General features: G+C 50.9%; 16 protein-coding genes. 7 read left to right on the forward strand and 9 right to left on the reverse strand.

Annotated features, from left to right (window positions below; translation table 11 throughout):
- Nucleotides 1-94: 94 nt before the first annotated feature.
- Nucleotides 95-928, reverse strand: a complete 834-nt coding sequence (locus VGN67_RS02295) for a helix-turn-helix domain-containing protein (protein ID WP_327485149.1) — start codon at nucleotides 926-928, stop codon at nucleotides 95-97.
- A 43-nt stretch (nucleotides 929-971) separates the two neighbouring features.
- Nucleotides 972-1,526 carry a cupin domain-containing protein gene (locus VGN67_RS02300; RefSeq protein ID WP_327485150.1) on the reverse strand — a complete coding sequence of 185 codons (555 nt, stop codon included), beginning with the start codon at nucleotides 1,524-1,526 and terminating at the stop codon, nucleotides 972-974.
- Between the two features lie 352 nt (nucleotides 1,527-1,878).
- On the opposite strand from VGN67_RS02300, the gene VGN67_RS02305 reads away from it, so the two are divergent.
- Both VGN67_RS02305 and VGN67_RS02310 read left to right on the forward strand, forming a co-directional pair.
- A complete protein-coding gene (locus tag VGN67_RS02305; protein WP_327485151.1) occupies nucleotides 1,879-3,648 on the forward strand; it encodes a DUF885 family protein in 1,770 nt (589 codons plus the stop codon).
- A 401-nt stretch (nucleotides 3,649-4,049) separates the two neighbouring features.
- A complete protein-coding gene (locus tag VGN67_RS02310; protein ID WP_327485152.1) occupies nucleotides 4,050-4,367 on the forward strand; it encodes a hypothetical protein in 318 nt (105 codons plus the stop codon).
- Nucleotides 4,368-4,506: 139 nt separating this feature from the next.
- Here the strand turns inward: VGN67_RS02310 and VGN67_RS02315 are convergent, their stop codons facing one another.
- On the reverse strand, nucleotides 4,507-5,733 hold the full coding sequence (locus VGN67_RS02315; RefSeq protein WP_327485153.1) for a porin: 1,227 nt from the start codon (nucleotides 5,731-5,733) through the stop codon (nucleotides 4,507-4,509).
- A gap of 249 nt (nucleotides 5,734-5,982) precedes the next feature.
- Here VGN67_RS02315 and VGN67_RS02320 point away from each other — a divergent pair, with 249 nt between their 5' ends.
- The gene (locus VGN67_RS02320) at nucleotides 5,983-6,702 is read left to right on the forward strand and encodes an SRPBCC family protein (RefSeq protein ID WP_327485154.1); all 720 of its coding nucleotides are present in this window, start codon (nucleotides 5,983-5,985) and stop codon (nucleotides 6,700-6,702) included.
- Between the two features lie 74 nt (nucleotides 6,703-6,776).
- On the opposite strand, the gene VGN67_RS02325 is transcribed toward VGN67_RS02320, so the two are convergent.
- Nucleotides 6,777-8,975 carry a B12-binding domain-containing radical SAM protein gene (locus VGN67_RS02325; protein WP_327485155.1) on the reverse strand — a complete coding sequence of 733 codons (2,199 nt, stop codon included), beginning with the start codon at nucleotides 8,973-8,975 and terminating at the stop codon, nucleotides 6,777-6,779.
- A 158-nt stretch (nucleotides 8,976-9,133) separates the two neighbouring features.
- Here VGN67_RS02325 and VGN67_RS02330 point away from each other — a divergent pair, with 158 nt between their 5' ends.
- Nucleotides 9,134-10,291: a zinc-dependent alcohol dehydrogenase gene (locus VGN67_RS02330; protein ID WP_327485156.1), complete on the forward strand. Its 1,158-nt coding sequence runs from the start codon at nucleotides 9,134-9,136 to the stop codon at nucleotides 10,289-10,291.
- Between the two features lie 77 nt (nucleotides 10,292-10,368).
- On the opposite strand, the gene VGN67_RS02335 is transcribed toward VGN67_RS02330, so the two are convergent.
- The gene (locus tag VGN67_RS02335; RefSeq protein WP_327485157.1) at nucleotides 10,369-11,304 is read right to left on the reverse strand and encodes an aldose 1-epimerase family protein; all 936 of its coding nucleotides are present in this window, start codon (nucleotides 11,302-11,304) and stop codon (nucleotides 10,369-10,371) included.
- Nucleotides 11,291-11,908 carry an RNA-binding protein gene (locus VGN67_RS02340; RefSeq protein ID WP_327485158.1) on the reverse strand — a complete coding sequence of 206 codons (618 nt, stop codon included), beginning with the start codon at nucleotides 11,906-11,908 and terminating at the stop codon, nucleotides 11,291-11,293. The genes VGN67_RS02335 and VGN67_RS02340 overlap by 14 nt, the downstream gene beginning before the upstream one ends.
- A 128-nt stretch (nucleotides 11,909-12,036) precedes the next feature.
- On the opposite strand from VGN67_RS02340, the gene VGN67_RS02345 reads away from it, so the two are divergent.
- Nucleotides 12,037-13,485 (forward strand): glycoside hydrolase family 30 protein, encoded by a 1,449-nt coding sequence (locus VGN67_RS02345; protein ID WP_327485159.1) that lies wholly within the window; start codon nucleotides 12,037-12,039, stop codon nucleotides 13,483-13,485.
- A 100-nt stretch (nucleotides 13,486-13,585) separates the two neighbouring features.
- On the forward strand, nucleotides 13,586-16,807 hold the full coding sequence (locus tag VGN67_RS02350) for a WD40/YVTN/BNR-like repeat-containing protein (RefSeq protein ID WP_327485160.1): 3,222 nt from the start codon (nucleotides 13,586-13,588) through the stop codon (nucleotides 16,805-16,807).
- Nucleotides 16,808-16,898: 91 nt separating this feature from the next.
- Here VGN67_RS02350 and VGN67_RS02355 read toward each other — a convergent pair whose 3' ends face one another.
- A complete protein-coding gene (locus VGN67_RS02355) occupies nucleotides 16,899-19,100 on the reverse strand; it encodes a TonB-dependent receptor (protein WP_327485161.1) in 2,202 nt (733 codons plus the stop codon).
- A gap of 43 nt (nucleotides 19,101-19,143) precedes the next feature.
- On the reverse strand, nucleotides 19,144-19,653 hold the full coding sequence (locus tag VGN67_RS02360; RefSeq protein ID WP_327485162.1) for a metallophosphoesterase family protein: 510 nt from the start codon (nucleotides 19,651-19,653) through the stop codon (nucleotides 19,144-19,146).
- A gap of 144 nt (nucleotides 19,654-19,797) precedes the next feature.
- On the opposite strand from VGN67_RS02360, the gene VGN67_RS02365 reads away from it, so the two are divergent.
- The gene (locus VGN67_RS02365) at nucleotides 19,798-20,853 is read left to right on the forward strand and encodes a beta-ketoacyl-ACP synthase III (RefSeq protein ID WP_327485163.1); all 1,056 of its coding nucleotides are present in this window, start codon (nucleotides 19,798-19,800) and stop codon (nucleotides 20,851-20,853) included.
- A gap of 189 nt (nucleotides 20,854-21,042) precedes the next feature.
- Here the strand turns inward: VGN67_RS02365 and VGN67_RS02370 are convergent, their stop codons facing one another.
- Nucleotides 21,043-22,641 carry a glucoamylase family protein gene (locus VGN67_RS02370; protein ID WP_327485164.1) on the reverse strand — a complete coding sequence of 533 codons (1,599 nt, stop codon included), beginning with the start codon at nucleotides 22,639-22,641 and terminating at the stop codon, nucleotides 21,043-21,045.
- Between the last annotated feature and the right edge of the window lie 70 nt (nucleotides 22,642-22,711).

The raw sequence follows: 22,711 nt of genomic DNA on the forward strand, positions 1-22,711 counted from the left end.
TCCTAAAATGTGGGTTTGCCAATTTTATACTTTCTGTACTTGCACAAAGAGGCCTCCCTTCGTCACGAAGGGAGGCCCGGAAGTTGACTGATAACTACACCTCTTTAAATCCATACTTTCGCTCGGGAGCTTTGCTGTCCTGCTGGTAAAAGGCTGCCGGAGTCATGATGGTAAATTCACGGAAGTCTTTTACCAGGTGCTGATAATCATAGTACCCCAGCTCAAGCGCAATGCTCAGCCAGTCTTTATCCGGTTTTGCGTTTTTCATTTTTACCGCATTATCAAACTGGACAATTCGGGAGTAGAGTTTTGGGCTCACACCCATACGTTCGACGAACTTTCGGTAAAACTGCTTCCGGCTCAGGCAGGCCTGCCGGGCCAGCCAGTCCATTGATACCGGTTTCGCATGTGAAATCAGGTACAGACCAACCTTATCAACTGGTCTGACATCGTACTTTACTTTCCGAATCTGGTACCACAGAAACTGCTCCACGATCTCAACCATCTCGAGGTAGTTGTCGGTGCTGCTCAGTCGTTCATTGACCAGATTGACTTCGGAAGAGAAAATAGCCTCGGCATCAAAGAAGTGATTGGTAAGCAGGTTGGATGGTACGCCTGTCAACCGAAACAGTGCTCCCGGCTGAAAGACGATCTGGAACATCATGAAGTTATGGCCCGGTTGTCGGTTGGTAATAACGCAGGGCTGCCCCATGACGGAGGCCCGGTGCCTGCGTTCTTCCCGATGGCCATCGGCAAATTGGATAATATCCGTTTTTCGGGGATAGAATGACAGGCAGTTTTCGGGGCGGGGCCAGTAGGGTTTCCAGGGCATAGTCTCCCCCTCCTTTAATTCAAATCCCACAATCTGAAACAGCCTGACGTATTCCCGTAAGCCCGGACTGGGTAACCTGTAATCGAACACTACCATGACTGAGCCTGTTTTGCGTTTTGATTATTTCACTGCTACCTGGCTAGACCGTAAGAGGTGGCCCCACTACTTTCAGATCATGGGCCAGGTGTATTTTCTGGACCACTTCCGCGGTAGGTTTACCCTCTAATGAATTCATTTTCTTAAAAAACTCCTCCATTTTCCCGGCGGGCTGGAGCAGGTACATCAGCTTTCCCCTGTCAGATAACTGAAGCCAGGTGTGCGGTACATTGCGCGGTAAAAAAATAGTATCGCCTGCTACCAGCGTCTGTCTTTCATTTCCTACCTGAAAAAGAAATTCTCCTTCCAGGACGTAAAACGTTTCGTCTTGTTTGAAATGTACGTGCATATCCGGACCCATCTTGGCTATTCCTTCGTACTCGAATACTGAATATAAACCCGCTGTATCCTTTGCCGATATCTTCACCAGGTTTGGATTCACGCCCCGGTACTTAATAGGTTCCTTAAACCGGTCTTCGCCTCGCCTGATCGTAAAGCTTTTAGTAGCCGGTTTGTTATCAGCACCTAACACTATTGACGAAACACTAACCAGTGGTGCTGTTACTAAGCTTGTTTGAATAAATTCTCTGCGTTTCATACCAATCCAGATTTAAGTTAATGAATAAAATTTTAGTTCTGTAAATTTCAGAGAGTTGTGTTTGTATCTGGTGGTAAAAATTGGTCATTTTACTTCAGGTAGGTTGAGTACCCAATCCTGTAAATAATGCTTTAGGATGTTCCGCGGGTGGGAAGTATTGCCAAAAGCAGAAGTACGACCCTTTTCCTGCTTTGAAAAATAAATGAGCTTTAAATCAATTTGAAAGTAGGAACAGAGGGGAGGAAGTACCTTCCGGGACTTTGATCGGGCTTGCTTTTGGTTGGCTTGGTTTGCAGGGAAAAGGCTTTATATTTAGTACTAATTGCCTTATTTACCTTTTCCTTAACCCGAAATGATGAAACTATTTTTTGCCTCTTCCTTCGTATTGCAGTCGGCCCTGCTGCTGGCCCAGCCTTCCCCCGACAAATTCAACTTGTACGAACAAACCAGCGAAACGGCCGGGTTGGTTATTCAGTACCGGCAGGACCTGGCCGCCATCCAGCATTTTTACTCGCCCATGGTACCTAACCGGGGTTACAGTACCAGTACTACGGTGCTGGATTCGCCCGAACAGCGAAAAAGAAAAAATGAACTGGATAAGAGCTACTTAGCCAAACTGGCCGGACTGGATTTCAACGCTATGAGTGTGTACGGGAAAGTAGATTACATTCTGCTCAAACGCAATATCCAGGATCATGGGTTGACCCTGGCGCAGGAGGAGAAAGAATACAACCAGCTGGTTAAGTACTTTCCCTTTGCCGAAAAGCTGTATGAGCTGGAGAAAAAACGCCGCCGGGGTACGACGGTGGACGGGCAGCAGGTAGCCGGTACGCTGAACGAAGTACTTAAGGAAGCGCAGGCAGCGGCCGAAATGGCCCGAAAACTAGAGTCGCTGGATATGCCCCTGGCCCTGCGCGGTGAAGAAGCCCTGCTGGGCCTGAAAGCCCGCTTGAAAAGTACCTACGATTTTTATTCGGGTTATGATCCCCTGTTTTCCTGGTGGGTACCCAGGCCGTATGCAGTGCTCGATAGTACCTTGCTGGCCTATTCCAAACTTATGCGGAGCAAAGGAAAATTAACTACCACCCAAAAGGAAGACAAGAGCGGTATAAAGGGCAAGCCCATTGGCCGGGAAGAGCTACTCCGGCAGTTGCAGGTAGAAATGATTAGCTATACCCCAGAAGAACTCATAAAGCTGGCCAACCAGGAATTTGCCTGGTGCGATCAGGAATTGTTGAAGGCCTCGCAGGAAATGGGTTTCGGAAAAGATTGGCGTAGCGCCCAGGAAAAAGTAAAAAACAGCTATGTACCGGCAGGTACCCAACCCGAGCTGATCATGAAGTTGTACAACGATGCCCGTGATTTTATCCTGAAAAATGACTTGATCGAGTATCCCGAACTGGCCGACGAAGCCTGGGGTATGCAGATGATGACGCCCGAGCGACAGTTGGTCAATCCGTTCTTCCTGGGGGGGCGGGACATTATTATTTCCTACCCAACCCAAACCATGGAGCATGACGACAAACTCATGAGTATGCGGGGCAATAACCCGTACTTTTCAAGGGCTACGGTGCAACACGAACTGGTACCTGGGCACCACCTGCAGTACTACATGAGCAGCCGCTACAAACCCTACCGCGCCGACTTCCGTACGCCGTTCTGGACGGAAGGCTGGGCGCTGTACTGGGAGCTGTTACTGTACGACAAAGGCTTCGCCAAAACCCCCGAAGAGCGGATCGGTATGCTGTTCTGGCGCATGCACCGCTGCGCCCGTATTCTGTTTTCGCTCAACTACCACCTGGGCCAGTGGACGCCGCAGGAGTGCATTGATTTCCTGGTGGAGCGGGTCGGACACGAAAGAGCCAACGCCGAAGGCGAAGTACGCCGCTCGTTTGAAGGAAACTACGGCCCGCTGTACCAAGTAGCGTACCTGATCGGGGGCTTACAGATCATGAGCCTCAAAAAGGAACTGGTCGACAGCGGTAAGATGACCTACCGGCAGTTTCACGACCGGATCATGAAAGAAAACAACATGCCCATCGAGATGGTACGGGCCACCCTTACCAACCAGCCACTTACACCGAATTATACAACCCGATGGAAATTCTATAGTTTTAAATAAGGATTTCTGAATGGTCTTACCTAAAACAGCTCTGATTTCACCTCCGTCAACCGGAAAAGATATGCCTTTTAGGCGCTTTCAGGTGGAACAAATGTGAATAGTTGCGACAACAACAAATTGTACAACTGGGTAATTATTGCGCAACCAACAAAGAAGGTGACGGAGAGAAAACTAAGATTTAAGTGGCTGAAATAAACTATGTTATAAAATATTTTTCAAATGGAGGCTCGCTTGGTACGCTATTTTTATTATTTGAATTAACTCTAACAACTTGCTTGAAATAATCCAATTTATTCCTGTCATGTTGATGCTGTTTAGTAAGCGAGAAAAAACGATATATCAACGTGGTGAGATTGACTAAAAAGAAGAGCAGATTTTAACCATAACAAACTAAAAAGATAATGAAAATACCACATCAACTCCAACCCGGCGACTGCTTTTTCTTCCGTGCCAGCATTGGCGAAGAAATAAAACAATGGAAAGTAGTCGCTATCGGCTTAAACAGCCTGATTGCTACCTGTGAACACGCTTACCAAAATGTCCCGTTCTTTTATGAGCAATTAACCAATCCTGAGGGTCACTTTTGTTATGTTCAGCCCCGGGCGGGATGGTTGACTTCTTTATTCTCAGCACTGACTTCCAAATCTGCTGAATCGACTGAGCAGAAAATAGACTGGAGAGGACTTTCGGCCAATCCTTCTCATGGTTTGGCTGCCTAGAAAAAAGATAAGGGACGACCATTGAAGGCCTCGTCCCTTATCTCATTCTTTTGGTAAAAACCAGACCTCCCGATTCATTTCCTACATCAATTGCCTAGCTCCCGGGAGGCACCTTTTAGGAAGTACCCTTTAAATACCTTTAAAAGTTCACCTGGGCCTGAATGCGCAGGAGTCTTCCCTTCTGTACATTATCCTGAAACAGGAAGTCCTCGTAACGCCGTCTGGAAAAAGTGTACATCACCACCAATTCAAAGTTTTTCCAGGGCTGCCATTCACTGCCAATTTCCAGTTCCCGCACCAGGTAACTGCGGGCGTCTCTTTCGTGCTTTTTGCCCCCGTCGTAGTACTGCGCCCGAATAAACGGATACAGCAGCTGGTCCTGAATATTCATTTTGTAGTTTAGGGTCAGGTAGCCGCCGGTTAGTTTTTGTATTTCAATGGACTGGCTGGCCTTATTAAATTCCGGACCACGGCCTACGTTATATTCGGCCTGTATGCCGAAAGGCTGCGGGTAGAGTACCACCGTGGCCGCGACGCGCTCGTCGGTATAGTTCAGGCCTTCATTGAACCGCACCCCCGAACTAACATTAGCCCGGGGTAGTACATATTTACCGGTATAGCCCTGAATCCCAGCTTCAATGATTTGGTTCTTAACCGTAAATGGGTACGAAAAACGCGCCACTACGTGCCGATTAGTGTTCAATTCGGAGGTATTGGCCGTTTGACCGTTGTACACCCCTAAACCCAAAACCCCGTAGTCGCCGCTACCTTTCAATCCGGTACTGACGAGTTCGGAGAAAAGCTTCCTGATGCGGCTGGGGGCCCAGTAAAAAAATACACCCAAATCCCGTTCGTTGGCTACGGCGCTGTTGAGCGCATCATTCCGGTCCAGCGGAATCCGGTTCTGGCTGGATTGCATGTTCTCAAAGCCAAAAGGTACCTTGCTCTGTCCAATTCTGAAGCGAAACTCATTTTTATCATCCAGACCCAAATCAAAGTAAGCATCCCTGAGTTGCGCAAAGTGCAAACGGTCCGCACCGGGGCTGTTGGCAAAGTCAGGTTGTACGTACAGATAAATGCGTTTATGAATCTGGCCAAAAAAGATGATGCGCATCCGCCGGATAAAAAAACCGCCATTTCCGCCCCAGGAGCGGTCGCACTGCTCACAGCCCAGGTCTGGATTTGTCTGAAATAAGCCATTGTACCTAACCTGGGAGTAGCCCCGGATCGAAATAGCTTCATACCATTTTTTGGGGGAAGTAGTAACAGGAATGGTTGGGGGGGGCTCGGTACGGCTTGTGTCATTCTGGGCGAGTGCCCCATAGGAAACCCAAAGGAGTACCAGGGTAAAAAATAATACCTTCATCAACGATTTTTATAGGGGTGTCAAATTGTGTTTAGCACTCAAAGTACAATTTCTGGGAATTGTTATGGCCCTTAAACTCACAAATGTAGTTAAAATGTACTATTCCTATAATTCTGTTTCATAGGTAGTATTTGGTTAGGCAAGCTGTTGCTTCTCTTATGACTTATACAAGTTGTAGGATTTAACCAAGCTGCTAAACAACCCACAACCCCTCCTGGTTATACCCATATCACCCAATGAAGCCTGTTTATGAAAGATGCTTATAGCCTCATTCTGCGCGACCAGAAAATTAATGTCGGACCTACCGAGCGGGTTATTTCGGTAGTAGGCGGGACATACCTGTTGCTGGATGGTCTTTTTTTAAAGGAAAAACGAAGTGTGACCGAAGCCCTGATTGGTGGCTTTCTGCTGTTTCGGGGGGCTACCGGCTACTGTCCTTTGCACACCGCTCTGGAAGACCGGCCCGCCCAGGAGCACAGTCAGAATATTAATATACGGGTGAATATGACGGTTAACCGGGGCCGGATGGATATCTATAACTTCTGGCGAAAACTGGAAAATTTGCCGCTCTTTATGAGCCATATCAAATCGGTGAAGGAGCTGAATACTACCACCTCCGAGTGGACCGCCAAAGGACCCGGGGGAGTCGGTAGCGTGAGCTGGAAGGCCGAAATAGTGAAGGACGAACCCGGGCGATTGCTGAGCTGGCGCTCACTGCCTGACTCAACTATTACCAACGCGGGCAAAGTTGAGTTTCTGGACGAAGGGGCCCTGGGTACTACTTTACACGTAGTTATCACGTACAAAGCGCCCCTGGGCGTACCCGGCAAAGAACTGGCCCGCCTGTTGAATCCTGTATTTGAAGATATTGTAAAAGACGATGTCCTGAATTTTAAAACCTATATGGAAACCGGGGAAGTACGGGCGTTTTCCCAGGCCAGGGGCACCGACAAAGGCATGCCTGAGTAAGACCAGCAAGTAGTAGAGCCGTTGAGAGGTACTGGCTCTGCTACTTCTTGCTTTCAATTATTCACTACTACTCCCTACACTACCAGTAACCCATTCTCCCGTAGTTCCTTCCAGACGTAAGACTGCCGCAAAGCCTCAAAGCTGCCGAAGCCAGCCCGTTCGTAGTCGGTGATAAGTTGCTGGTACGGCAACGGCTCGTGGGTACCAATGGAAAGTTTGGGGAGGATACCCATCAGCCAGTTGGCCAGGTCAGCGCTGGTAGTTAGCCCCCAGTGATTTTTCCGGTTATAAAATTCCAGTTCGGCTACTTCTACCACCTGCCTGCCCTGTTTTTGCTCAAATACGGTAAGCGATGGCTCCCCGCCCATCCACACCGCCAGCGCGTTGGGGCGGGGTTCAACGGGAGGTTCTTCGGTGATGCTTCGCTCAATATAAGCGGGCGGAATGGACGTAGGGGGTACTTTGAAACTAAACCATTTTTTCAGCGAGAGTTCAAAGCCTACGCCGTGCATGTAGTTGAAAAGAGATTTTCGTAACCCTTCCGAAAACAGATCATGGTCGGCACCCAGCGGGTCGTTGTGGTAGAGGTCGTTGTCGGCAAAGCCCCCAAAGTCAGGGCCGATGCGCGTGACATCGAACCCGGCTGGATGCAGCCCCACGGGGCTGTGGGCCGTCATGGCAAAGCGGTGCCAGAAACCCGACTGTACCACCCCAAGCTGGAAAAGCTGACGTACCATTTCCAGGGAGTCGATGGTTTCCTGGGCGGTTTGGGTAGGAAAACCATACATCAGGTATGCGTGTACCATGATACCTGCCTGCGTAAAACTATCGGCTACACGGGCTACCTGCGCTACCGTTACGCCCTTTTTCATTCGTTCCAGCAGGCGGTCGGAGGCCACTTCCAGTCCGCCCGATACGGCAATACAACCAGAGGCTTTCAGGAGCTGGCAGAGGTCAGCCGTAAAGTTTTTCTCAAACCGGATGTTGGTCCACCAAACTACCGTCAGTTTCCGGCGGATAATTTCCAGCGCCAGGTCCCGCAGCAGGGCCGGCGGGGCCGCCTCGTCCACAAAGTGAAAACCATTTTGGCCGGTTTGTTGGATAATTTCTTCTATACGGTCACAGATAAGCGATGCTGTAAGCGGCTCATACCGCTTAATATAGTCGAGCGAGATGTCACAAAACGAACACTTTCCCCAGTAGCAGCCGTGCGCCAGCGTCAGCTTGTTCCAGCGTCCGTCGCTCCACAGCCGGTGCATGGGGTTTACCAGCTCAATCACCGACAGGTACCGGTCCAGGGGCAGGTCGGCGTAGTCGGGGGTACCGGTGTCGCGCTGGGCTACATCCTTTTCTTTGGCCCCGTTATAGTACAGCACCTGCCCGTTGGTGCGGGCAAAAACCCTTTTGAGTTCATGCCGTTCGCGCTGTCCCGCCAGGTACTCCAGCAGGTTTATCAGGGGTGCTTCTCCGTCGTCCAGACTAACAAAGTCCAGGTAATCAAAAACCCTCGGCTCCCGCAGGGTACGCAGCTCGGTATTGGCGTAGCCGCCGCCCATGACCACGGCTATGGCAGGATGGTGCTGTTTGAGGTACTGCCCACATTTGAAAGCGCCGTACAGGTTGCCGGGAAAAGGTACCGTCAGGCAAACTACCTCCGGTTGCCACTGCTGAATTTTTTCTTCCAGGAGCGAAACCAGGAGGGAAGAAATCAGGGTGTCGGGTGCTTCCAGGGTTTGTTGAATTTCGTCAAAATGGGTGGCCGTGCGCCCCAGCCGTTCGGCGTAGCGGCTAAACCCAAAATGAGGGTCAACGGCTTCCTGAATCAGGTCGCCCAGGTCTTCGAGGTACAGCGTGGCCAGGTGGCGCGCTTTATCCTGAATACCCATGGTGCCGAAAGCCCAGTCAAGTTCTTCCAGTTGTTCAAACCGGGCCGCCTCGGGCAGGTAGCTGCGGTCGCAGATAACATGGGCCAGGGTAGAGTTTTTATTTTGCAAAAAACGAATGACCGGATCAATGGTGCGCAGGTACTCGGCCCGTAGGGCGTAGATGCGGTAGCTGTTATCGGATAATTCAACGTCGGAAGCTTCCAGGGCGTCAAACAGTTGTTGCAGCCCCTGGACAGAAAACAATTTCAGGATTACCTCAATGCCCAAATCAGCCTGATGCGACGGGTACCCCTGCGTGTTCAAAAATCCCTTGAGGTAGGCGGTAGCCGGGTAGGGGGTATTGAGTTGGGTAAAGGGTGGGGTGATAAATAAGATATTCTGTTTCAAGGTACTAGGCGTTCAGCTGCTATTTTTTTGTAAAGGTAACGCTTGTTGGGGGGAATGAGGTTCCGGTGGTGAGAATGTAGTTGGGAAAGGGTTGGCTGGCTTGATTTTTTTGCCAGGATTGAGAACGTTTTTATTATTCACACTTCAACTTAAAAACTATGAAAGCAGCCGTTTTTCACAAGATTGGTGATATAAGAGTCGACACCGTAGAGGACCCTCGCATTGAAATGAAAAGTGATATTATCCTGAAAGTTACCTCCACGGCTATTTGTGGTTCTGACTTACACATTTATGATGGATTCTTCCCTCAGCTCCGCAATCAGATTCTGGGACACGAATTTATGGGCGTAGTGGAGGATATTGGTCCAAACGTCAAAAATCTGAAAAAAGGCGACCGGGTGGTGGTACCTTTCCCGGTAGCCTGCGGCGGATGCTTCTTTTGTAACAACGACCTGCACACCCACTGCGAAAACTCCAATCTTGAATATTACGGACCCGAAGGAAACATGATGAGTGGAAAAGGCGCGGGTTTGTACGGTTATACCGACTTGTACGGTGGCTACGCCGGCGGGCAGGCCGAATACGCGCGTGTTCAATACTCTGAATTCAACGTACGGAAAGTACCCGAAGGCATGACCGATGAGCAGGTACTATTTCTGACGGATATATTCCCAACGGGCTGGGCGGCAATTGACTGGGCCAATTTGAAAGGAGGTGAAACGGTAGCTATTTTTGGTTCGGGACCGGTGGGGCTGATGGCCCAGAAGGCGGCATGGCTTCAGGGGGCCGGGCGGGTTATTGCCATTGACCCGCTGGACTACCGGCTGGATATGGCCAAAAAGAATAACAACGTAGAAACTCTGAATCCGCATAAGGTAGATGTCGTGGAAGCCATCCGGGACATGACTTCCGGCCGGGGGGCTGATGTATGCGTTGACGCCGTTGGTACCGAAGCCGAACGAAGTACTATGGATAAAGTAAAGGCTACACTCCTGTTGGAAAAAGGTACCAATAAAGTTATGGAAACGTGCTTTGAAGCGGTGCGTCGCGGAGGTACCGTTACGGTGGTTGGGGTTTACGGAAGCCCTTACCAGAACTTCCCGGTGCACCGCATTTTTGACAAAGGACTCACCATCAGGATGGGCCAGGCCATGGTGCAGCGGTACATTGACCACCTGATTGACCTGATTAAAGATGAAAAGGTAGTACTGGACGATATCATCACCCACGAGATTCCGCTGATTGAGGCCTCCCGCGGCTACGATATGTTCAAGCATAAGCAGGATGACTGCGTCAAGGTAGTTCTGAAACCCTGACGGGCCCCGACTGCTCACCAACAAGAAAGCCCCTACCATACTGGTTAGGGGCTTTTTTGTAGAGTAGTACTTACAATTTATTCCTCGGTAATTTCAACGGAATAACCGACTGTAAACAAACCACCCGCCTCTAAACTGATAAGACCTTCTTTGTTTTCAAATTGCTGGTCGGTATCCTGGCTATCAGCTACCCCCAGCCAGGGTTCAATACAAACAAAGTCACCGTGGGGCTTGGCCCAGATGCCCAGGTAGGGGAAATCCTCAAAGCTCAACGTTACTACCTCGCGGGTTATCCGGCTTTTTAAACTTGCTTTCCTGGATTTTAAATCTTTAAAAACCAGCGCATCCGCGTTAAAAATGTCATGGCTCAGGGGTAGTAGGTCCGCATCCTGAAGTACCATTTCGGTTTCCCCGCTTAGTAGGCCTTTGTCGGTCAGTAACCACCTGGCTACCGTTTCCTTTTTGTCAAATTCGATGTAGTAGTCACTGTAACTTTCGCCTTCGTGGCGGGGACAGGCAAAAGCCGGATGCCCGCCCACCGAAAACAGCATCGTGTCCTTACCCGCATTGGCCACTTCATGCTTTACCAGCAGGCGGTTACCTTCCAGGGTAAATGTTAGGTTGAACCGAAATTTGAAAGGGTAAGCCAGCAGCGTGTCCTCATCGTATTCCAGGCTAAACTTCAGGAAGTTCCGGGCCTTTTCGGTTAGTTTTATTTTGGAGTTGTTCCGCAGGATACCGTGCCGCGCCAGGTGGTAGCTATTGCCCTGGTAGAAATAGGTACCTTCTTTCAGCTCGCCGATGATTGGAAAAAGGACGGGCGCGGTATAAGCCCAAATTGCCGGGTCAGACTTCCAGATGTAGTCAAGACCCGTGGCAACGGACTGGATCCGGCAAAGTTCGGCTCCGATTTCATTCACTGATATTCTTAAGAGATAATTCTCAATGGTGTGCATTGGCAGGTTGGGTTTGGTACTTGCAGAGAGATAAGGTGCTGGTCTATTCATCATCATAGTCCCAGCGGTTGCCGCCTTTGTTGCCCTTGGGCCGGTCACTGCCACCTTTGCCACCGCGGCCCCGGTCAAAGCCGCCATCTTTTTTAAAATTACCACCTTTGCCCGAATCACCTTTCCCATAACCACCTTTGCTGAACCCCGAGCCACCCCGGCTGGCTCCGCCTCCCTTTCCAGAGTCGTTGCCTTTGTTAAATCCACCACCCTGGTAACCACCGCCTCCGCTGGCCGGCCGGTCGGTACTGCTACTACGGTCGGGTCGGTCAGAACTGCTACTGCGGTCGGTGGGTCTGGGGGTGGAGTCGCTGCTGCTTCTTGGGGTACTTCTTTCGGGGCGGCTGTCGCCGGTACGACCGGGTTCTTTTTTAAATTTTGATTCGTTGACCACCAGGGCTCTCCCCTCAATTTCCACTCCGTTTAACTCAGCAATGGCGTGGCGGGCCTGATTTTCGTCCGGCATTTTTACGAATCCGAAGCCTTTATTCTGCCGGGTTTCGTGGTCAATTATAATCTTGACGGATAAAACCTCACCGTATTTTTCAAAAATTTCCTGTAATTCTCTTTCCTTTATTTTAAAGGGAAGGCTACCTACAAAGATGTCCATTGGTAGTTTGCGTTAGCTTTTTGTGTTTTTTTTGTAAATGTAGCTTTTTTTGTTTGAGTAAAAGCCTACCCGGATTTACATTAAATTGCAGATACCAAATCCTGATTTTTTACGAACAAGCTCCTTGTATGCGCATAATTAATTTTTTTATGTTTTTGCTCACCCTGGGTTTACTTTCCTGTAGTAAAAAGTATACCACCGGCCTGGATAGTACCGAGCGGGGTACTGCCAGCGAGCGAATCAAGGGGCAGGTAGACCTGTGGCTTACAAACCCGGGGGCGCAGGTTTTGTTTCAGGAGCAAAAGCCGCTGTTAATGAGCGACTCAGCCCACGAAAGTTCTCCGGCCATCCGGGTGGATGAAAACCAGGAATTTCAGCCGATGGACGGTTTTGGGTATACGCTGACCGGCGGAAGTGCCATAGTACTTAATCAGATGAAAGCCTCGGCCCGGGAAGTACTGCTGCAGGAGCTTTTTGGGACCGGTGGCCGGAACATCGGGGTTAGCTATCTGCGCCTCAGCATTGGCGCCTCCGACCTCAGCGACCGCGTTTTCAGCTATAACGACCTGCCAGCCGGACAAACCGATACCAAGATGAAAAATTTCAGTCTTAAACCAGACCGGAAAGATCTGATTCCGCTGATTAAACAGATTCTGGAAATAAATCCGGATATGAAATTTATGGGTTCACCCTGGTCACCGCCGGTCTGGATGAAAACCAATAACAGTTCCAAGGGGGGAAGCCTGAAACCTGAGTTTTATGACGCCTACGCCAGGTACTTTGTTCGGTATATTCAGGAAATGGAGAAAGAAGGAATCCGGCTGGATGCCATTACGATTCAGAACGAACCCCTGCACCCCGGCAATAATCCCAGTTTGCTGATGCAACCCGAAGAGCAGGCTGCATTTATTAAAAACAGCCTCGGACCTGCCTTTCAAAAAGCGGGAATAAAGACCAAAATTATCCTGTACGACCACAACGCCGACCGTCCCGACTATCCCATCAGTATTCTGAATGACCCTGAGGTAAAGCGGTATGTACATGGTTCGGCATTTCACTTGTACGGAGGAACTATTGACGCCTTGTCGGTAGTACATGCTGCTCATCCGGACAAGGCTATTTACTTTACCGAGCAGTGGGTAGGTGCACCGGGCAATATGGCGGGTGATGTAGCCTGGCACGTGAAAAACCTCATCATAGGAGCTACCCGTAACTGGGCGCGCACGGTACTTGAGTGGAACCTGGCGGCCGACCCGAACCAGCGCCCACATACCCCGGGGGGCTGTACGCAATGTCTGGGGGCGGTTACCATTGCTCCGGGCGATGTGGTAATCCGGAATCCGGCCTACTATATTATCGCACATGCTTCCAAATTTGTCCGGCCGGGTTCGGTCCGGATTTCCTCCGGGATACCTGCCCACCTGCCTAATGTGGCTTTTAAAACTCCTTCTGGCAGTAAAGTACTTATAGTTTTCAATGATAGCACCCTAACCCAACCCTTCACCATCCGGTCGGGACGAAGAGAGGTGTCTCACCAACTGCCCGCTGGTGCGGTAGGAACTTATGTGTGGGAGTAGGTAATGGTTTTGGGTGGAGAAAACTGCCCGGTTCAACCGTAAATTTGATTAATTTGCCATTTCATTTTTCGCCCCATTTCTAATTCACCAAACTAATTGCATGAAAAAAATTCTCCTCGTTCTGGCCCTGGCTGCTTTACCGCTGGGTCTCAGTGCACAGAAAAAATCAAAAACTTCATCAGCAACCAATAGCCCGGCCTCAACCGCCCAGGTACCTTACGACACCCTGTTCAAAGCGGTGAAGTGGCGAAACATTGGCCCATTCCGGGGTGGGCGGTCCGTCGCAGTGAGTGGCGTAGGGGGCGACCCGCTTACCTACTACATGGGTACTACGGGCGGTGGCCTCTGGAAAACCTCGGATGCCGGGGTATCCTGGCAAAACATTTCGGACGGGTACTTCAAAACCGGTTCGGTGGGAGCCGTATCCGTAGCCGAGTCGGACCCGAACGTCCTGTATGTAGGTATGGGTGAACACGCACCACGGGGCGTAATGACCTCCTACGGTGACGGCGTGTACAAATCGACCGATGCCGGTAAAACCTGGACCAAACTGGGACTGGACGGCACTCGCCACATTGCCCGAATCAGCATTCACCCCCAAAATCCTGACGTACTATATGTAGCGGCCCAGGGAGCCCTGCACGGTGCTTCGGAGGAGCGGGGCATCTATAAATCAGTAGATGGAGGGAAAACTTGGAAGAAGACTCTGTACGTGGATGAAAACACCGGTTGCGCAGACCTGAGTATGGATATGACCAATCCGCGCATCCTGTACGCGGCCATGTGGGATCACCGCCGCCTGCCCTGGCAGGTAGTTAGCGGGGGCAAGGGTAGTGGCCTGTATAAATCCACCGACGGCGGCGAAACCTGGACTAAAATTCAGAAAGGTCTGCCTAAAGAACTGGGTAAGATTGGGGTTTCAGTGTCCCGGGCTAATCCTGAGCGGGTGTTTGCCGTGGTTGAATCCGACACTGAAAAAGAGCAGGGGGGCGTGTTTCGCTCCGACGATGGCGGCAAGAACTGGACTCGCGTCAGCAAAGATCACCGCACAGTGCAGCGGGCCTGGTACTACATTGAAATATTTGCTGACCCGAGCAATGAAAACGTTGTTTATGTACTAAACTCTCCCGCCCTTAAGTCAATTGATGGCGGCAAAACGTTCAGCCGCGTATTTACCACCACCCACGGTGACTACCACGACCTCTGGATTAACCCCAAGGATAGCAAAAATCTGGTGAGTGGCAACGACGGGGGAGCGGCGGTATCGTTCAACGGTGGCAAGTCGTTCTCTCCTCAAAACGCAATGCCTACGGCCCAGTTTTACCGAATTAGTGTTGATAATGTATTTCCTTACCGTGTGTACGCCGGGCAACAGGACAACAGCTCGGTCATGATTGCCAGCCGCACGACCAACGGCGCTGGTATCACCGAAAAAGACTGGGAAGCTTCGGCCGGTGGTGAAAGTGCCTTCCTGGCCTTTGACCCCGATGCACCCCGCTACGTGATGGGAGGCAGCTACCAGGGTACCATTGAGCTACTGGATTTGCAAAATAAAGAAGGCAGGGGTGTCATGGTTTCGCCCATTCAGTACCAATCGGTCCGGGCGAAAGATATGAAGTACCGCTTTAACTGGAACGCCCCGATCATTTACTCTCAGCGGGAAAAAGCGTACTACCACGCCGGAAACATTGTGTTCAAAACTACTGATCTGGGCAAAACCTGGACGCCCGTTTCTCCCGACCTGACCCGCCGTGATACCACCAAACTTGGCCTGGGTGGCGCACCCTACACCAACGAAGGGGCCGGTGGCGAGAATTACGCGACCATTTCCTATTTGCTGGAATCAACGCAGGAAGCAGGTGTATTCTGGGCGGGTAGTGACGACGGCCTGGTTCACCTGACCCGCGACGGTGGCAAGACCTGGGCCAATGTAACGCCGGCCGGTCTGGGAGAAACCCTGGTGAACAGCATTGAAGTTTCTCCGCACGATAAGGCAACCGCCTACCTGGCCACAACCCGGTATAAGTTCAATGATTTCAGCCCCTCCCTCTACAAAACGACCGACTACGGGAAGACCTGGACCAAAATAACCACCGGTATTCCCGACGGCGCCTTTACCCGGGTAGTGCGGGAAGACAGTCAGCGGAAAGGGCTGCTGTACGCCGGTACCGAAATTGGAATGTATGTATCCTACAATGGCGGCAGTCAATGGGCGCCCCTACAACTGAACCTGCCCGTTACGCCTATCACCGACCTGAAAGTACACCAAAACGACCTGATTGCGGCTACCGCCGGTCGTTCCTTCTGGATTCTGGACGACCTGGCTCCCCTGCGGCAGTACAACGAGAAACAGTCCAGAGACAGTTTGATGGTAAACACTCCCGAAGATACCTACCGGGTATCGGGCCGCAGTACTCTGGACAAGGTGGAGGACGAAGAAAATGCTTCAATCGGGGTGGGTAGTAGCAGTTCGGTAGGTACCAACCCGGCCACCGGGGTAGTTTTTTACTACCAGTTACCCGTTAAACCGGACACCAGCCTGACCCTTACCATGGAGGTACTGAATGAAAAAGGAGAAGTGGTCAGAAGCTACAGCAGCAAGGAGGACAAGGAATTTGAAGAATACCCCGGCGGGCCTTCCCCTGATCCTACATTGCCTTTAAAAGGAGGTTTGAACCGCTTTGTGTGGGATATGCGCGCGGAAACTCTTCCCGGCGTACCTACCGTATTTATAGAAGGAAGCTACGACGGACGTAAAATGGCACCGGGTACGTATACTGCCCGATTTACCTACGGCAAGCAAAGCAAAACTGTCTCGTTTACTACATTACCTGATCCTCGTATCAATGCTACAGCTGCCGACTACGAAGAACAGCAGAAAACCATGATGGCCATTGAGAATGGCGTGAGGGAGATTCATGAGGCGGTACTAGGTATGCGTAAAGTGCGGAAGCAGGTGGACGAAGTGGTCAGTCTGCTGAAAGATAAGCCGGAGATGAAAGAGGTGACCGAGCAGGGAAAAGGTCTTGTGAAGAAACTCAAAACCTGGGAAGAAAAGCTGGTGCAGAACAAGTCAGCGGCTAACGACGATGTCATTAACTTCCTGAACATGCTAAGCGCCGATTATATCTTTGTCCGGGGTGAACTGGATTCCAATGTACCTTTTGTTACCAATGGCCAGAAACAACGGGTGGCAGAACTGGATGCTCAGTGGCAAAAGCTGAAAGCCGAAATGCAGGAATTAGTGAATAAAGATATCGCCGCCTTCAATACCCTCACTAAGCAGAAAGGTATTGAAAAGGTCATTGTTTCCCTGAAGTAAAAAATTAGTACTTCTATTTAATACAAAAAGGTCAGGCTGGGGAGCCTGACCTTTTTGTATTATTACCTCATTTACTCCCCACTCATAAACTCTAAAAACTGCCCCGCAGAGAAAAAATAAAATTCCGGCCCGGCGCACTTACTCCACTGGCAAAGTACCGGTAGTTGCGGTCCAGGATATTCTCACAGGCCAGTTGCAGGGTCAGGTACTGGTTGGCCTGGTAGGAAGTACGCAGGTCCAGGGTCCACCAGGCGGGGGTACCATCGGGTGTAGCAAAGGCTTCGTTGTCTTCGGCGTTGAGGCGGTAGTCTTTAAGGTGTTTCCAGCCATTGTATAAGGTACTTAGCTCCGCGCGGAATTTAGGAATCTCGTACTGTAGGCTGGTTTTGCCAAAGCGCGGGGGAATATGGTCCAGCGGAGAAGTGGTTCCGTTGGCTTCCAGCACTCGGCCGGAGGTATAGTTGTAGGTACTTCGCAGGCTCAAATTTTCCCGAAGGCGGGCATTAAAACCCAGGTGGTAACCTCGTACCAGCGCCCGTTGCTTATTCTGATTGGCCCGTACCCGACTAAGTACCCCGTCGTACAGTATCTCCGACTGATTTGAAAAGGTAAACGCATCCATGACAATCGCGTCGCGGAGCCAGGTTTGGTAAGCGGTGGCATCCAGCCAGAGGTACTCCCCCAGGCGTTGGTTAGCCGTTACTTCCAGGTTATAAGTATACTCCGGACGTAAGCCCGGATTAGGTACTACCACCAGGCCCGGCTGGGAATCAAACACTTTACCCAGGTCATCTACATTAGGGCTTCGAAAGCCGGTGGAGCCGTGGAGATTAAGTCGGGTAGCGGGAGCGGGGAGGTACACTACGCCTATATTACCGCTCAGGTTACCGGCCTGTTGGCTGGTTTGATTAAAGGGAAAAGGGAAAAATTCTTTACTGTTAAACCGGGCCTCCAGCCTGACGAGCGAGTACCTGAGTCCTGCATTAAGTACCACCGCTTCAGCTACCGCCCACTGGTCGGTCAGGTAGGCACCCAGCCAGTTCATGGTACTTCCGCCGTCGGGGTAGCGGGTGTCAGAGGGTACGGTGGCACCTGTCAGAATATGGCGGCTCGTAGCCGTAGAAAGTACCTGGTTCGATACCAGCTCCAGACCATACCGCCAGGTGTGCGCTTTAATGACTTTTCGGGCATCAGCGTTGAGACTGAAAACCTCTACATTTTCGACCTGAGAACGTAAGTTGCTATTGTTGAAACGGCGACTGTGCCGGCTTTCCTGAATGCCCTGGTAGGCCGCTGTAAGTACCAGTTTGTCGTAAAAGTTCTGACCGGCCAGCTTCAGCTGGTACGAAGCCAGGAAACGTTTCTCGGGGCCGTAGTACCAGGCGGCGAAGCTGGGTAGCCCGTTGTTGCTACGTTGGGTAAGCCGGTCGTAGCGGGGTACATCACCCGTGGAAGAATACTGAATATTCACTACATGCTCTACCTGCCCGGTGGGGCGGTACAAAAACTTCTGGAGCATGTCAAACTGCCGGTAGGCCGTACCAACCTGTACATCCGGTTTTGGATTTTCTTTGACTACATCCTGCTCATTTTCCCTTACCACAAAAAAAGTACGTTTGCCAAAATCAGGGTAACGACTCAGGCGGTTTTTTCCCTGCCGGATATCCCCGAATTCGGAAGCGGTGAAGCTGGTAAAAGAGCCAAAATTTTTAAAGCCCAGGTTAATAGTACCGTGTTGGGTGGTTTCTTTGTTGGCACTCGAAAAACGAGTGAGCAGGGAGGTACTTAACCGGAGTCTACCGTCGTCGGAAAGGGTAGGTTGACGGGTTTGAAAGCTGATAACGCCGCCCAACGCGTCACTGCCGTACAGGACCGAGGCCGGACCAAAGAGTACCTCCACCTTCTCCAGCGCGTTATTGTCAATCCGCAGGATATTCTGAAGGTGTCCGCCCCGGTAAATGGCGTTGTTCATGCGCACCCCATCCACCACCAGTAGTACCCGATTGGCTTCAAACCCGCGGAGGACCGGGCTGCCCCCTCCGGCCTGGCTTTTCTGAATAAAAACATCACCACTTTGCAGCAGTACATCCGCGGAGGTCTGGCTGTTCCTAAAGGCGAGGTCCCTGGCAGTGATCTGTTTTATCCGGAAAGGGAGCAGGCGGCTTTGTTCGGTAAACCGGCCCGCCGTTACCTGTAGTTCGTTGAGCTGGAGGGTATCTTTTTCGAGCGTCTGGGCAAGTACAGGTACTGTACCGGATAGCAGAATGCCGAAAAAGAGAAGTTTGATATACATTAGTATTAACTAAGAAATAGACTTGATTGAATAAACATTGGAGTCAGGACAGCGCACCGCGTTTGCCCAACTCAATGACTTCCATGGAACGGATAGTACCCTGGTCAAGAATAAAGCGCAGCGCCGTCCGGATTTTATGAAAACCTTCCCGACCGGCCGCTCCCGGATTCAGGTAAAGCAGTTTGCGGAGTTTGGGGTCGCGAATCACGCGCAGAATGTGCGAGTGTCCACACACAAAAATATCCGGAGTCTGGAGTTGTAAAGTGGGTTTGACCTGGGGATTATAGCGGGGGGGCGCGCCGCCGATATGGGTCATCCAGACCCGAAAGCCTTCCAGTTCAAAATGGAGATTTTCTTGCGACAGTAACCGTACCTCCCGCCCGTCAATATTCCCTGAAACTACCCGTAGTGGCTTAAACGCTTCCAGCTTCCTGATGATATCGGCCGCTCCCACGTCACCGGCATGCCAAAGTTCGTCGCAATCGGAAAAATAGTCAAACAGGCGTTCGTCCAGGTAGCCGTGGGTATCCGATAACAGACCTATTTTCACCATGAATAAAAGGAAAAGTAAATTATATTTTTCGTAGAAACAGTTGGATATATAAAGCCGTAATAAGAACTTTGGATATTTACCGGGCTTCTGCTTATTTACAAAGTAATCATAATGGAGCTACACTTCAAAACCAAAGAATAACGAATGATACGATCAAAAATAGCCGGTATTGGCCGTTACGTGCCCGAGCAGGTGGTCACCAACCACGACCTGACCCAACTGATGGAAACTTCTGACGAATGGATTCAGGAACGCACCGGGATCAGGGAGCGCCGGTACGCCAAAAAGCACGAAGAAACCACTACCACCATGGGTACCCGCGCCGCCGAAATCGCCATTGAGCGGGCCGGTATTCAAAAGGAAGATATTGATTTTATCATTTTTGCCACCCTCAGCCCCGACTACTACTTCCCGGGCTGCGGGGTGCTGCTGCAAAGGGAACTGGGTATTACTAAAACCGAAATCGGGGCCTTGGACATCCGTAATCAATGTTCGGGTTTTATCTACGGCCTGTCCGTCGCCGACCAGTTTATTAAGACCGGCATGTACAAAAATGTCCTGCTGGTAGGCTCCGAGATGCATTCCATGGGCCTGGAGTTTAGTACCAAAGGCCGGAATGTTACCGTCATATTTGGGGACGGCGCGGGAGCGGTGGTACTTCAGTCCACCGAAAAGGAAGACCAGGGGGTACTGACCACACACCTGCATTCGGACGGTACCCACGCGGAGCAACTGGCCATGATCAGCCCGGGTAGCCACGGAGGGTACCATTTAGGAAAGGAAAAATTCGGATTTCCGGAGGTGGAATACGGTGAACTCTTCATTTATCCGGACCTCATCGACGATAAAAGCTACTATCCCAATATGGACGGCCAGCTCGTTTTCAAAAATGCGGTTCAAAAATTTCCCGAAGTTATTCAGGAGGCGCTGCAAAAAACCGGGTTACAGTCTTCGGATATTGATATGCTGGTACCCCACCAGGCCAACCTGCGCATCAGCCAGTTTGTACAGGGAAAGCTGGGCCTCCGCGACGACCAGGTCTGGAACAACATTCAGCAATACGGCAACACCACGGCGGCCTCCATTCCCATTGCCCTTTGTGAAGCCTGGGAAGCCGGCAAAATCAAAGAGGGCGACCTGGTTTGCCTCGCCGCCTTCGGCAGCGGCTTCACCTGGGGCTCCGCGCTGATACGGTGGTGATTTATTTGTGAATGAGTGTATTAGTGATTGAGTGAATACTCTCAGGAGATGAGTACTGATTAGACTGCCGGAGTGCTAAATATTTGGCGTTTCCAAACGCAGAGGAAAGGAGAGTTGAGCGCGGAGGTACGCAGAGTTCCCCTTCAACGCTTCTCTCCTTTCCTGCTTTTCTCCATTTTCGCTCGTTCACTAATACAGCTTAAAAGGCATTTCTTTGACGCCTTCGGCCGTAAACAGCCGGATGGTATAATCTCCCGGATTAGTCAGGAAAGTGAGCTGGTGCGGGCCTTTGGTTTGGGATTGGGAAAGCATCAGTTCTGTTTTTTTACCTTCCTTATCCTGAATCTCGACGCGGATAGCCTGCGGAGTGGAAACATAGTAGTCGAGGATGTATTTCCCCAAGTCCGGGTGCTTAAGTAAAGGTACTCGCCCGGTCTGTTTATCAGGTACATACGTATAAAATCCGGTTGGATATTCAGGTTTATTGATTCCCATTTTGGGTAATGCCTGCTGCATCTCCTGCACCTTTTCTCCCAGTTTCCACAAGAGGCCCGAGCGGTAGTTTTCGATCATGACAACCATAGGTCCCTGGTCAATGGCGAGGTATTGGTTGGAGTACCAGCCGCGGGATTTATTATAGGCATCATAAAATCCGTACTGGTCAAACAGTCGGTTCCCCTCCCGGCGGTACAGGTGCATCAATACCTGCATGGAGTAGGCAGGGGTATACGGAAAAGAAGACAAAGCTGCCGTGGGCGTAATGGTACCGTTGTCTTCTTTGGGATTGTGGGCGCCATAAAACTGATGGTTATCACTGGCGGTGAGGCCCCAGTTTTCCTCCGAGTACCCAAACTCCTTGGGTGCTTCGTAGAGGCAGTAAGCCCGGTTAATCAGGGTATGGTTAACATTCAGGTCCCAGTAGTTGACATCTTCATCCTGCATCCATTTGGGGTCAAGGCTCAGGTAGGAATAGTGGGCGAAAAAGAGCGGCCCCCCGTAGTCGAAGCCGATGGGCAGGCGGTAACCTACAAATTCCTTCCCATTGATATAATGATCGGGTTCTGCCTTCTTCCAGGTATTGACGTACACCTCGGGCGTGATCGGGTGGGTAGGGGAGGCCAGCGCCAGCACGTAGGTAATAAAGCACTCGTTGTAGCCGCCAATGGCGTGGTTCATCTGCCAGTTGTAGTTGGGCGACCAGTGCCAGAGCAGCTTACCTTCGTGTACGTACCAGTTCCATTCTACACTTTTCCAAAGCCGGTCAATTCGCTGGCGGAGCTCCGTTTCCGGCGCAGTTTTTCCATCAAAGTACTCCCGGGCCACCAGCAGCCCATTTATGAGATAGGCCGTTTCGACCAGGTCGCCGCCGTTGTCATGGAGACTGAATGGTACCACTTTTCCGGTACGACCGTCGAGCCAGTGGGACCAGGCTCCGTGGAAGCGGTCGGCTTTCTCAAGGAAGCGGGTAATTTTTAGTAGCCTTTCCACGGCCTGCTGGCGCGAGATCCACTGCCGGTAGGTACCTACCACCAGTGCCATTATTCCAAAGCCCGTTCCGCCGCTGGTAACTATGTTAGGGGTGGCGGTACGTTCGGGTATGAGTCCCGAAACGGGGTGGGCATAGTCCCAGAAGTACCGGAAGGTCTTTTCCTGTACCAGATTGAGGTACTCTCCCTGTTCGGTGGGTGGGTAGCTTGGTGCAGTGCGGGTTTGGGCAAAGCTGCCGGTCAGGTTAGTGAACAGGAAGCTGCTCAGAAGTAACAGGAAAGTATGTAGGTAGGTAGGCATTTGCTGATACGGTAGGTTGGGCGCAAAAAAAGTACAATAAATACGGGATAGTATAGCTAGTAACCAGTAA

Origin of the sequence: Telluribacter sp., from assembly GCF_035998675.1 — a bacterium.
Lineage (GTDB): Bacteria > Bacteroidota > Bacteroidia > Cytophagales > Spirosomataceae > Telluribacter.